This is a genomic window from Cyanobium sp. HWJ4-Hawea (genome assembly GCF_024345815.1).
In the GTDB taxonomy this organism is placed as follows: Bacteria; Cyanobacteriota; Cyanobacteriia; order PCC-6307; family Cyanobiaceae; genus Cyanobium_A.
This window is the reverse complement of sequence record NZ_JAGQBV010000060.1, coordinates 1-11,444: the sequence shown is the minus strand read 5'-3', so window position 1 is coordinate 11,444 and position 11,444 is coordinate 1. Positions and strand designations below refer to the sequence as shown.

The window sequence follows — 11,444 nt, the reverse complement described above, 5'->3', positions numbered from 1 at the left end:
GGGCGCCAGGGGGATCGATGAAAACTCGACCCCCTCCGGGTTTGCCAGGCCCGCCGCCAGCAGGCTCAGGGTTTCGGATTCACTGAGGTTGGTTCCCACCTGCCCCTTCAAGGACCTCACCAACCCGGGGATGCGCACCAGTTGCTCCTGAATGGCCATCTCCTGCAGCAGGGAGCTGACCACCTCCTGTTGGTGCTCCTGGCGACTTTCATCTGGGCGCAAGGGGTCCCGGAAGCGGGCCAGATGCTCGATCTGGCGGCCGTTTAGTTGCTGCAGGCCGCCGTCAAGTTTGATTTTGAGCTGTTGTTTCCTGTCGCCGTAGCGCATTTCCATCGGCGGGTTGGCATTCACGCCCCCCAGCCCATCGACCAGATTGCGCAGCCCCGCCCGGCTGATCACCAGGTAGCGCTCGGGTTCTTGGGGCCCCAGGCCCACCAGTTCGCGCACCGCATCGGCGCTGAGGGCGGCTCCCCCCAGCCGGTAGAGCTTGCCCAAGGGCAGGGGCCCCTTTTGGCCTGGCAGCTGAACCCCAAGGCTGGTGGGCACCGTCAGCACCTGCAGTGGCCCCTGGGGATTGATGCGAATCAACAGCAGGGCATCGTTGTTGGCGGGCCCCAAGGGGGCCGCATTGTTGAGGCCATCGCCGACCTGCTCCGCATCCAGACCAATCACCAGCAGGGTGATTGGTCGCATCGGGGCCTTGGCCAAATCGGCGGAGTTGAGATTTTTGAGGGCATCTAGGGATCGATCCGACTCTGGCCAAACCAGGGCCAGCAAGCCGAGACCGCCGATCAAGCCCAGGCCGGCAGCACCCAGACGGGTGGCGATGCGCCGGCGCCGCGAGCCCTTCTGGGCGGCCTTTGCTTTGGCGATCTTTGCTTCGGCTTCCTTGGGTTGGGCGGAGCGGGGGGCCATGGCGGGGCTGGGGGCGCCCGTGATCAAGAGGTGGCACCACTTTGACCCAGCTACCCGTGCAAGCTGCCCAGCTCCCCAGCCCCACACCCGATAGCTTTGCTGAGCTGTTAGGGCTGCCATGGTTTCAAGAGCTCCCCATGAGCGGGCCAAGCCCTTGGCGAAGGGAAGCACCTATCCGGCCAAGGATCTCTGCAGCCAGTGCGGTCTTTGTGATAGCCGCTGGGTTGCCTATGTGCGCCAGGCCTGTGCCTTTTTGAACCAGCAGATCGAGCCAATGGAGGAGCGGGTCCATGGCCGTAGCCGCGACCTCGACAACGAAGACGAGCTCTATTTCGGCGTCAGTCAGCGGATGCTCACGGCTCGCCTCGAGCAGCCGATTGAGGGCGCCCAGTGGACCGGCATTGTCAGTCGGATCGGGGTGCGGGCCCTGGAGACTGGCCTGGTGGATGCGGTGCTCTGTGTGGGCCAAAGCCCAGACGACCGCTTCACGCCCGTGCCGGTTTTGGCGCGTACCGCTGAGGAGGTGATGGCGGCCCGGGTTAACAAGCCCACCCTCTCGCCAAACCTCGAGGTGCTGGAGCAGTTGCCAGGCAGTGGCATTCGACGCCTAATGGCGATTGGGGTGGGCTGTCAGATCCAGGCCCTGCGGGCGGTGCAGGCCAGCCTGCCCCTAGATCAGCTCTACGTGCTCGGCTTGCCCTGCGTCGACAACGTCAGCCGGGAGGGGCTCCAAACCTTCCTGGAGAGCGCCAGTCGCTCCCCCGGCACCGTGGTGCACTACGAGTTCATGCAGGATTTCCGGATCCACTTCCGTCACAGCGATGGCACCGAGGAAACGGTGCCTTTCTTTGGGCTCGACACCCCCAAGCTCAAGGACGTCTTTGCGCCCAGCTGTTTGAGCTGCTTTGACTACACCAATGCCGGGGCCGACCTGGTGGTTGGTTACATGGGCGCCACCTTTGGCCGCCAGTGGCTCACCGTGCGCAATCCCAGGGGGCAGGAGCTGCTGGATCTGGTGGAGGCCGAGCTCGATGTGGCCCCAACCACCAGCCGGGGTAAGCGCCAGGCGGCGGTTCAACAGGGCATAGACGCCTACGACAAGGCCCTCAAATTGCCGATGTGGCTGGCAGAGCTGGTGGGCTGCATCGTGCGCAATGTGGGCCCCAGGGGCCTCGAATACGGCCGCTTTTCTATTGATTCCCACTTCACCCGCAATGCCCTTTGGCTGCGGCGGCACCATCCTGAAAAGGCCGAGGCCCAAATCCCGGCCTTTGCCAAAAAAATCGTCGGCCGTTACCGCCTCCCAACTACATGAAACAGGCCAATCCATGAGACAAGCCGGCGTTTTGCTCCACCCCACGGCCCTGCCGGGCCCCGGTGGCTGCGGCAGCTTTGGGGCGGCGGCCCACGAATGGATCAGCCTGCTGGCCCGCCATGGGGTGGGGGTTTGGCAGCTGCTGCCCCTGGCCCCCCCCGATGGCACCGGTTCCCCCTACAGCTCCCCCAGTGGTTCGGCCCTCAATCCCTGGTTCCTAGATGGGGAGGTGTTGGCTGCTGAGGGTTTCCTGACCGATGCAGACCTGGCGGCCTTGAACCAGCTGCCTGTTGAGGATCCAGGCCGCCTTGATTTGGGGGGCCTGCCTGGACGCATCGAGGCCCTGGGCGAGGCCCTGCAACGGCGCTGGGCTGGCCAGGGGGCAAGGCGCCAGCGGGCATTCCAGGCCTGGCGCCGCCAGCAGCGCCACTGGCTAGACGACCACTGTTTGTTTGTGGTGATCCGCCGCCTTGAGGCGGGCCGTCCCTGGTGGGAGTGGCCCCAGCCCCTGGCCCAGCGCCGGGGCCAGGACCTGCGCCAGTTGGCGCGGCAGCATCGGCCGGAGCTGTTGGCTGAAGCCCTGGTGCAGTGGCAGTTGCAGCGCCAATGGGACCAACTCCGCTGCCATGCCAAGGCTGAGGGGGTGCGGCTGGTGGGGGATTTGCCCTTCTATGTGGCCCATGACAGCGCCGATGTCTGGTGCCACCGCGGCCTGTTTTCTGTCACTGCAGATGGCAGCTTGAGCTCCCAGAGCGGTGTGCCGCCGGATTACTTCTCCGAGACCGGCCAGCTTTGGGGCACCCCCATCTACGCCTGGCCCCGCCATTGGCTGACGGGTTTTGGTTGGTGGCTGGCCCGGCTGCGGCGCCAGTTGGCCCTTTTTGATCTGGTGCGGCTCGACCATTTCCGGGCTCTGCAGGCCTTTTGGTGCGTGCCTGGGGGAGCCACAACTGCTGAGCACGGGGTGTGGCGCCGCTCCCCCGGCTGGCCCCTGCTGGGCCTGCTTTGGCTCTCCCTGGGTTGCCGGCTTCCCCTAATCGCTGAAGACCTGGGGGTGATCACGCCGCCGGTGGAGCACCTGCGCGATGGTTTTGCCCTGCCGGGGATGAAGATCCTCCAATTTGCCTTTGATGGCGACCAGGCCAATCCCTACCTGCCCAGCAACATCAAGGGGCGCCGCTGGGTGGTGTACACCGGCACCCACGACAACGCCACCACCAAGGGCTGGTGGCAACAACTGGACCCCGAATCCCAGGGCCGGGTTGGTGAGGCAATGGCTGCCCAGGTGCAATCCCCTGCCCGCCAGCTAGCGGAATTGGCCCTCGCCACCTCCGCCGACCTGGCGGTGGTGCCGCTGCAGGATCTGCTGGAGCTGGGCGACGAAGCCCGCTTCAACACCCCCGGCACCAGCTCTGGGAACTGGACCTGGCGGCTAAACCAACCCCTTTCGAGCTTGGAAGGTGCGCTGCAGGCCTATGGCCAGGCTGCTGGTCGCTACGGCCGCGGCTGAGCAGGTAGGGCAAATACTGCTTGGCCCGAATCCGCTTGGCCCGCACCCGCTTTGCCCCCATCAGGTTTGCCCCCATCCAGCGGCGGGAGCACCTCGCCGTTCCACTCGATCGTTCCAGCTGCCTTGGGCGCGGGGTTGAGGCTGAGCCGGAAGGGGGGACTGATCTGCAAAACCAATTCCCCCTGGCTGGCCTGCAGTTTGCTGCGCACCCCGCCCTGGCTCTCCAGGGTGATTTGGCTGGGTTGGCTGATTTGGATCCGTAGCTGGCCCGGTTGGCCTGGCTGGCCGCGGCTGGGCTGGCGGGCCTCCGCCTGCAGCAGCTTCAGGGCCTGGCCCTTGGCTGCCAGTTCCAGGGGCCGTAGGTCGGGGTAGAGCTGCAGCAGCTGTTGCTCCCCCTTGGGTTTGGCGAGCTGGCGGGCCTGGGTCGCGCTGAGGGGTGGCACCGGCTGCAGGGCCAGCAATCCCTCTGCGGCCAGCCTCTGTTGTTGGAGGTTGATGCCGTAGAGCAGGCCCAGGCTCAGCGCCCCATAGATCCAGGTGCCATGCCAGTTGGTGAAGACGTCGATCGATCCGAGGGTGATCGCGCGGGAGCGCAGGCGAAATGCCCGCAGGCCGGTGGGCTTTTCGTTTTCGTGGTCGCCGGCGTAGGCCAGCACGCCGTCGAGGCAGCCGGCGGGCAGGTTTAGCTGGCCCTCCAGCAGGGACAGCATCGTGCGCAGGTAGGTGGCTTCCGGCAATCTTTCGCCCCAGCCCCGTTCCAGGGCCTCCAATACGGCGGCACTAATCCGGGTGACCTCCGCCAATTGCCGCAGGTTAAGGCCCCGCCGTTCGCGGGCCTCCCGCAGCTGGGCCCCAAGCGCCAGGAGGGGATCGTTGGGCGCTTCCGGTTGCATCCTCTTAATTGGGGGCTTGCGCCAATAGCCGCCATTCTTGGCGATCAAGGCGCCGCCAGCGACCCTCCGGCAGTTCCCCCAACCCAATCGGCCCAATGGCCAGGCGCTGGAGATCCAGCACGGTGTAGCCCAGTAGGGCTGCGGTGCGTCGGATCTGGCGATTGCGCCCCTCCCCCATTACCAGCTCCAGGCAGGTGGCATTGGGGCGCGTTTGCTGGATGCTCACCTGCACAGGTTGGCTGGCTTGGCCATCGAGCTCCACGCCCCGGGCCCACTGCTCTAGTTGGGTGCGCCTTACTTCGCCCCGCAACCAGACCAGGTAGGTCTTGTGGTGCCCGTAGCGCGGATGGGTGAGCTTGAGGGTGATGTCGCCCTGGTTGCTGAGCAACAGGGCCCCGCGGCTTTCGGCATCCAGGCGGCCGACCGGATGGAGGCCCTGGCCCTGGCTGAGATCGTCGGGTAGGAGGTCGAGCACGGTGGTCCGGCCCTCCGGGTCATGGCAGCTGCAGACCACGCCCGCTGGCTTGTTCAGCAGGATCAACAGGGGGTCGGGCCGTTTGGCCAGGGGCTTGCCCTGCACATTGATTTGATCGAGATCGGGATCGGCCCGATCTCCCAGCTGGGCAACGCTGCCATTGACCAGCACCTGGCCAGAGCGCAACCAGACTTCGGCATTGCGGCGCGAGCACAGCCCGGCGGCGGCGATCAATTTTTGGAGCCGCTCTCGGGCCATCCAGCCATGTTGGAGCGCGGTGAATTGATGGTACCTTTACGAACCAAATTAGTTTCGTAACCCCCGGGTTTTGATGCCCTCTCTGCCCGTGCTCGGCCCCGATGCTTCCTCCCGCGATGGGGGCGGCGACCTGGTGCGCTCCTACCTGCGTGACATCGGCCGTGTGCCGTTGCTCAGCCATGAGCAGGAGATCACCCTGGGCCGCCAGGTGCAGGAGCTCATGTCGATTGAGGAGATCGAACAGGACTTGGAGCAGAAGCTTGGTGCCAAGCCCAGCCAGGACCAACTGGCTGCTGCTGCGGGCATGGAAGCTGCCCTTTTAAAGAAGCGTTTAAAGGGAGGCCGCCGGGCCAAGGAGCGGATGGTGGCTGCCAATTTGCGGCTGGTGGTGAGTGTGGCCAAGAAGTACACCAAGCGGAATATGGAACTCCTGGATCTGATCCAGGAGGGAACGATCGGCCTGGTGAGGGGAGTGGAGAAATTCGATCCCACCCGTGGCTATAAGTTTTCGACCTATGCCTACTGGTGGATCCGCCAGGGGATCACCAGGGCGATTGCTGAGAAGAGCAGAACAATCCGCCTGCCGATCCACATCACCGAAACCCTGAACAAGCTGAAAAAGGGCCAACGGGAACTGAGCCAGGAGCTGGGCCGCACCCCAACAGTGACGGAGTTGGCGAGCTACGTGGAGCTGCCGGAGGAGGAGGTGAAGGACCTGCTGTGCCGGGCGCGCCAACCGGTGAGCCTGGAAACAAAGGTGGGAGATGGCGACGACACCGAACTGCTGGATTTACTGGCGGGCGATGGTGAACTGCCAGAGGATCAACTGAACGGTGAATGCTTGAAGGGAGACCTGCGGGCGCTGCTGGAGCAACTGCCAGAACTGCAGGGAAGGGTTTTAAAGATGCGCTATGGGATCGATACGGGCAGTGAGCTTGGTGCGGCTGGCATGAATGGCGGCATAGCGGCAGGCTTAGCGGCTGGAATTGGCCTGGAAGAACCGATGAGCCTCAGCGCCATCGCCAAGGAATTGGGCATTAGCCGCGACAAAACCCGCAGCCTCGAGCGCCGGGCCCAGGAAGAACTGCGCCGCCGTTCGGCGGAGCTAATTGGCTATCTGGTGGCTTGAGGCGGTAGCTGGTCTTGCCTTAGAAAAACTGATCAAAGTTGTCGAAGTCAACGGCGCTGAAGGTGCCGTCTTGAACCTGGCCCATCAGCCGCTCCAGCTGCACCCATAGGGCGCCGCCCGTGGCCAAGGAGAGCACGAAGGAAACCAGCAGGGCCACTCCAGCGGAGAAGCCAAACACCTGCAGGCTGCCGCCGATAAAAAGCGTCACCCCCAGAATCACGCCTCCGTAGGGGATGGTGATGGCGGCAGTGCCCAGGGGCAGCAGGGCTAGGCGATCCTGCTTCCAGCCCTCCAGGCGGTTTTGAACCAACTTGGCAAAGGTGAGCCCGCAGAGCACCGCAATGGCAAAACCCAGGCCCGCCACCAGGTAAGGCGGCTGGCTGATTGGGGCGTACTCCAACAGGATTTCGTAGTCGTCGAGGTCGCCGTAATAGCCGCTGGCCAGGTCCTGGGCGGCTTCGCTCAGGTCGATCGGGGCCAGAGCCATTGCAGCGCTTGCTATTGGGCCCGACCCTAGGCGGCCATGGGGTTCAGCTGCCTGAGCACCCCTCCCACCAGCTTGCGCGGCGAGAAGGTGCGGCGAAGCAGACTTGCCAGGGCCCGTAAATCCTCGGTTTGGAGGCGGTCGTCCTGCACCAGGTTGAGCAGCAACCGTTGGCGCAGGCTGCTGCCCCCCTTGCCCAGCAACAGCTTCAAGCCGGCACCAGCCACCGGCAGCAGATCGGGGTTGGCGCTGTCGTTTTCAACCACCGAGAGCAGGTTTTCCAGCCGCTCAAGCCGCAGCCTGCCGTTTGCATCAAAGATCACCTCCAGCAGCTTTTCGCGCATTTCGGCCGTATCGCCCGCCAGCAGCCTTCTGGCCACGTAGGGGTAGGCCACCCGGATGATCTTGAAGCTGGGATCCAGGCGCAGGGCCAGGCCCTCCTGGCTCACCACGGCCCGAATGATCAAGGCAAAGCGGGCCGGCACCCGGAAGGGATAGGCATACATCAATTCGGAGAAGCGATCGGTGATCGCCTTGAAATTGAAGGCCCCCACGTTTTCGCCCAGGGCTCCCCCCAGCACCTCTTCCAGGGCCGGAATGATTGGTTCGAGATCCGCCTTGGGATTGAGGAAGCCCAGCTTCACAAAATCCAGCGCCAGGTCCCTGAAATCCCGGTTGATCAGGTGCACCACCGCTCCGGTAAGGGTCAGGCGGTCGGAATCACTGATCGAATCCATCATCCCGAAATCCACGTAGGCCACGTGGCCCAGCACCCCGGTTCTGCCGGGTAGGGCAAACAGGTTGCCGGGATGGGGATCGGCGTGGAAGTAGCCAAATTCCAGCAGTTGCTGCAGGCCCGCAATTACGCCGGTGCGGATCAGGGCCGTCGGATCGAGCTGGTGGGCCTCGAGGGCTTGGCGTTCCTGCAACTTGGTGCCATTGATCCAGCTGGTGGTCAGCACCCGACCACTGGAGAGCAGCCGCTCCACCCGCGGCACGGTCACCTCCGGCTGGTTGGCAAATAGGGCGGCGAAGCGCTCGGCGTTGTCGGCTTCCTGGTGGTAATCGATTTCCTCAAACAGGCTGCGGCCAAATTCATCGATGATGTCGCCCAGGCCAAAACCCAGGTTCAGGGGCAGCAGCGGGGCCACGGTGATCGCCAGGATCCTGATGATCACCAGGTCGCGGCGCAAGGTGTAGGGCAGGTTGGGGCGCTGCACCTTGACCGCCACCCAGTGCCCATCAGCTAGCTGGGCCTTATAGACCTGGCCCAGGCTGGCGGCGGCCACCGGGTAGTCGGGAAAGCTTTCAAACAACTGGTCGGCGGGGGCGCCCAGCTCGGCCTCGATCGTGGCCAGGGCAATGGCGTGGGGGAAGGCGGGCAGGTTGTCCTGCAGTTGGGTGAGCTGCTCGAGCCAATCACGCCGCACCAGATCTGGCCTGGTGGAGAGCGACTGCCCCACCTTGATGAAACAGGGCCCCAGCCCGGTCAGGGTGGTGAGAATGCGCTTTGCCAGCCGCTTTTGCACATCAGGGCTCTGGCTGTTGGCCTGGGCCACCAGCACCAGGGCCAGGCTGGTCAGCTGCCAAAGCACTACCACCAGGCGGCTGACCAGGACCCAGGGGCGCAGTAGCAGCCAGCGCAGGTCTTTACCTGGGGAGTAGGAGCCCAACTAAGCAACGGCCTAATAGTTGGCGAGACTCTAGAAACCAAAAACCCCAAACCATGGGCCTCTGGCTCCATCTGCCGGCCCATGGTCGGGGCCGGGGCCTTGCTCCGGAACTGCGCCAACTGTTGCGCCAGCCCCCCGCCAGTTGGGATTTGCCGGAATTGCCCGAGCTGGGCGGCCCCCTAGTGGCAGATGGTTGGGTGGCCGAGGCCCAGCACACCACTGCCCGGGCCCTTGGGGCCAGCCATTGCTGGTTTGGGGTGAATGGGGCCAGTGGCCTGTTGCAGGCGGCCCTGCTGGCCCTGGCAAGGCCGGGGGAGCGGGTGCTGCTGCCCCGCAACCTGCATCGCTCCCTGTTGCATGGCTGCCTGCTGGGCGGCTTGCGGCCCGTGCTGTTTGATCTGCCCTTTGATCCGGCCACGGGGCTGTGGTTGCAGCCGGATCCGGCCCACCTGGAGCGGGTAATCACTGCCGCCCTGGCCCAGGGCCCGATTGCCGCCCTTGTCCTGGTCTCCCCCACTTACCAGGGCCTGGCCGCCGATCTGCCGGCCCTGGTGGCCCTGGCCCATCGCTTGGGCCTGCCCGTGCTCGTGGACCAGGCCCATGGCTACGGGGAGGCGCTTGCGGCCCAGGCCGACCTGGTGGTGCTCTCCTGCCAGAAAAGTGGCGGCGGCCTGGCCCAGAGTGCGGCCCTGTTGCTGCAGGGCCAGCGGCTCCAGGTGGGGGCGGTGGAGCGGAGCCTGCTCTGGTTGCAAACCTCCAGCCCCAGCGCCCTATTGCTGGCCTCGGCCCAGGCCTCCCTCGGCCAGCTCACCAGTGCCTTTGGCCAGCGCCAGCGCCGCCGCGGCGAGGCCCGCGGGCTGCGGCTACGCCAGCACCTAAAGCAGCTCGAGCTGCCGCAGGTGTCCAGCCCCGACCCCCTGCGCCTGGTGCTGCATACCGCTGCGATGGGTATCAATGGGCTGGAGGCAGACGACTGGCTGATGCGGCGGGGGGTAATCGCCGAGCTGCCGGAGCCCGGCACCCTCACCTTTTGCTTGGGGATGCGGCCGCCCCCTGGTCTGCGCTGGCGATTGGGGCGCCAGCTTGTGGCCCTGCGGACTGCCCTGGGCGGGCCACCCCTGCCGGCTTTTGTGCCCCCACCTTTGCCCCTGGTGGCCGAGCCCGAAATGGACCTGGGCCTGGCCTGGCGTGCCCCCTCAGAAATGGTGCCCCTAGTGCCCCTGGCGGCTCTGGCGGGGCGCCTTGCCGCCGCACCGGTCTGTCCCTATCCCCCGGGCATTCCCCTGCTGGTACCCGGTGAGCGGATCGATCTGGCCCGCGCCGAATGGCTTAGCCAGCAGCAGCGGCTGTGGCCGGGGCAGATCGCTGATACGGTGAGGGTTGTGGCCACCTAGGCAGCATGCAAGGGCCGGGCCCTGCCTACCAATGGGACTTCGTAACCCCCGGCTTGCCCGATGGGGCCTTTGAACACGCCCCTGGTTTCAGCCCCACGCCGATGGAGCTGCGGGTGATGCTGCTGGCCCACCTGCGCCCCCAGGCCGATTCATTGGTATGGGATGTGGGGGGCGGCACCGGTGCCCTGGCCCTGGAAATAGCCCGGTTGATGCCCAAGGGTGCGGTGCATACCCTCGAGCGCGATCCCGATGCCATCCGCCTGCTGGAGCACAACCGGGAGCGTTTTGGCATCGCCAATCTCCACATCCATGCCGGCCAGGCCCCCGATGATTTAGGCCAACTGCCCCCCAACCCCGACCGGGTGCTGCTGGAGGTGGGCCGGCCCCTGGGGGATGTGTTGTTGGCGGTTTGGCAGGCCCTGGTGCCTGAGGGGCGCCTGGTGATCAGCACCGCCAGCCTGGAGGGCCTGGTCGATGCCACCGACACCCTTGGCCAGCTGCAGGCCAGGGATCTGCAGGTGGTGCAGGCGACAGTGCACCGGATGCAGCGCCGCGGCAGCCAGGCCAAGCTGGCGGCGGCGGAGCCCCTGTTTTTGATTGCCGCAGAACGTTGATGGGCAAGCCGGTAATGGGCAGTGAACCCCGTAAGGCCACATCGCTGGCGCGCCTGTTGAGCGGTTGGGCGGCGGGGGGCTTTGGCTTTGTGGTGGTGATGCTGGGCGGTTGGTGGTTTACCGCCGCCGTGGGTGTGATTGTGCATTTGGGCCTGCTGGAGTTTTTCCGCATGGCCCAGTTCAAGGGCATTCGACCGGCCACCAAAACCACCCTGGTGGCGGTGCAATTGCTGTTGATCACCACCCAGGCCGCCAGCGGCGACGGCGGTGGCAGCTGGTTTAGCGGCGATGTGGCGGCCGCGATCCTGCCGGCATCGGGCGCGGTGATTTGCGGCTGGCTGTTGCTGCAGCCAGTCACGGGCACGATCGCCGACATTGCCGCCTCAATTTTTGGCTTGTTTTATCTGGGTTTTCTGCCCAGTCACTGGATCAAGTTGCGCGATCTTGCCGATACGGCCCTGGCTCCCGCCACGGCGAATTGGAGCTTTACCACCAGTGCGGGCCTGGGCCTCACCCTGCTGGCCTGCTTCCTGATCGTGGCTACGGATATTGGCTCCTACGTGATTGGCCGCCGTTGGGGCCGCCATCCCCTCTCGCCCATTTCCCCTGGCAAAACCATTGAGGGGGCCCTGGGCGGGATGGCCTGTGCCTGCGCCGTTGGCAGCCTCGGCGGAGTTTTGCTGGGTTGGCCCTGGGGGATCTTGCTTGGGGCCGGCCTTGGTGCAGTGGTGGCGGTGTTTGCCCTGGTGGGCGACCTCACCGAGTCGATGATCAAGCGTGATGC

11 protein-coding genes are annotated in these 11,444 nt (G+C 65.3%); 6 read left to right on the top strand and 5 right to left on the bottom strand.

What is annotated here, in order from left to right; genetic code table 11:
• Positions 1-942: LCP family protein (locus KBY58_RS11335; RefSeq protein WP_255004433.1), on the bottom strand; the 942-nt coding region annotated here is incomplete at its 3' end.
• 91 nt (positions 943-1,033) lie between these two features.
• On the opposite strand from KBY58_RS11335, the gene KBY58_RS11330 reads away from it, so the two are divergent.
• Together KBY58_RS11330 and malQ are read left to right on the top strand one after the other, a co-directional pair.
• Positions 1,034-2,230, top strand: coding sequence for a Coenzyme F420 hydrogenase/dehydrogenase, beta subunit C-terminal domain (locus KBY58_RS11330; protein ID WP_254932975.1), 1,197 nt, complete (start codon positions 1,034-1,036; stop codon positions 2,228-2,230).
• Between the two features lie 13 nt (positions 2,231-2,243).
• Complete coding sequence (gene malQ / locus KBY58_RS11325) at positions 2,244-3,740, top strand: 4-alpha-glucanotransferase (RefSeq protein WP_255004432.1); 1,497 nt, start codon at positions 2,244-2,246, stop codon at positions 3,738-3,740.
• Here malQ and KBY58_RS11320 read toward each other — a convergent pair.
• Together KBY58_RS11320 and KBY58_RS11315 are read right to left on the bottom strand one after the other, a co-directional pair.
• On the bottom strand, positions 3,725-4,633 hold the full coding sequence (locus KBY58_RS11320; RefSeq protein WP_255004430.1) for a helix-turn-helix domain-containing protein: 909 nt from the start codon (positions 4,631-4,633) through the stop codon (positions 3,725-3,727). The two genes, malQ and KBY58_RS11320, sit on opposite strands and share 16 nt — an antisense overlap.
• 4 nt (positions 4,634-4,637) lie before the next feature.
• The gene (locus tag KBY58_RS11315) at positions 4,638-5,366 is read right to left on the bottom strand and encodes a pseudouridine synthase (protein ID WP_255004429.1); all 729 of its coding nucleotides are present in this window, start codon (positions 5,364-5,366) and stop codon (positions 4,638-4,640) included.
• 73 nt (positions 5,367-5,439) lie between these two features.
• Here KBY58_RS11315 and KBY58_RS11310 point away from each other — a divergent pair, with 73 nt between their 5' ends.
• A complete protein-coding gene (locus KBY58_RS11310) occupies positions 5,440-6,495 on the top strand; it encodes an RpoD/SigA family RNA polymerase sigma factor (protein WP_255004428.1) in 1,056 nt (351 codons plus the stop codon).
• Between the two features lie 19 nt (positions 6,496-6,514).
• Here KBY58_RS11310 and KBY58_RS11305 read toward each other — a convergent pair whose 3' ends face one another.
• Together KBY58_RS11305 and KBY58_RS11300 are read right to left on the bottom strand one after the other, a co-directional pair.
• Positions 6,515-6,982 (bottom strand): hypothetical protein, encoded by a 468-nt coding sequence (locus KBY58_RS11305; RefSeq protein ID WP_254932980.1) that lies wholly within the window; start codon positions 6,980-6,982, stop codon positions 6,515-6,517.
• A 26-nt stretch (positions 6,983-7,008) separates the two neighbouring features.
• The gene (locus KBY58_RS11300) at positions 7,009-8,652 is read right to left on the bottom strand and encodes an ABC1 kinase family protein (RefSeq protein ID WP_255004426.1); all 1,644 of its coding nucleotides are present in this window, start codon (positions 8,650-8,652) and stop codon (positions 7,009-7,011) included.
• A gap of 53 nt (positions 8,653-8,705) precedes the next feature.
• Here KBY58_RS11300 and KBY58_RS11295 point away from each other — a divergent pair, with 53 nt between their 5' ends.
• The 3 genes from KBY58_RS11295 to KBY58_RS11285 form a co-directional block, all read left to right on the top strand.
• The gene (locus tag KBY58_RS11295; RefSeq protein ID WP_255004425.1) at positions 8,706-10,046 is read left to right on the top strand and encodes an aminotransferase class I/II-fold pyridoxal phosphate-dependent enzyme; all 1,341 of its coding nucleotides are present in this window, start codon (positions 8,706-8,708) and stop codon (positions 10,044-10,046) included.
• A 5-nt stretch (positions 10,047-10,051) separates the two neighbouring features.
• Positions 10,052-10,660: a precorrin-6Y C5,15-methyltransferase subunit CbiT gene (gene cbiT / locus KBY58_RS11290; protein ID WP_254932983.1), complete on the top strand. Its 609-nt coding sequence runs from the start codon at positions 10,052-10,054 to the stop codon at positions 10,658-10,660.
• A gap of 14 nt (positions 10,661-10,674) precedes the next feature.
• The coding region (locus KBY58_RS11285) for a phosphatidate cytidylyltransferase (RefSeq protein ID WP_255004424.1) at positions 10,675-11,444 on the top strand (770 nt) is incomplete at its 3' end.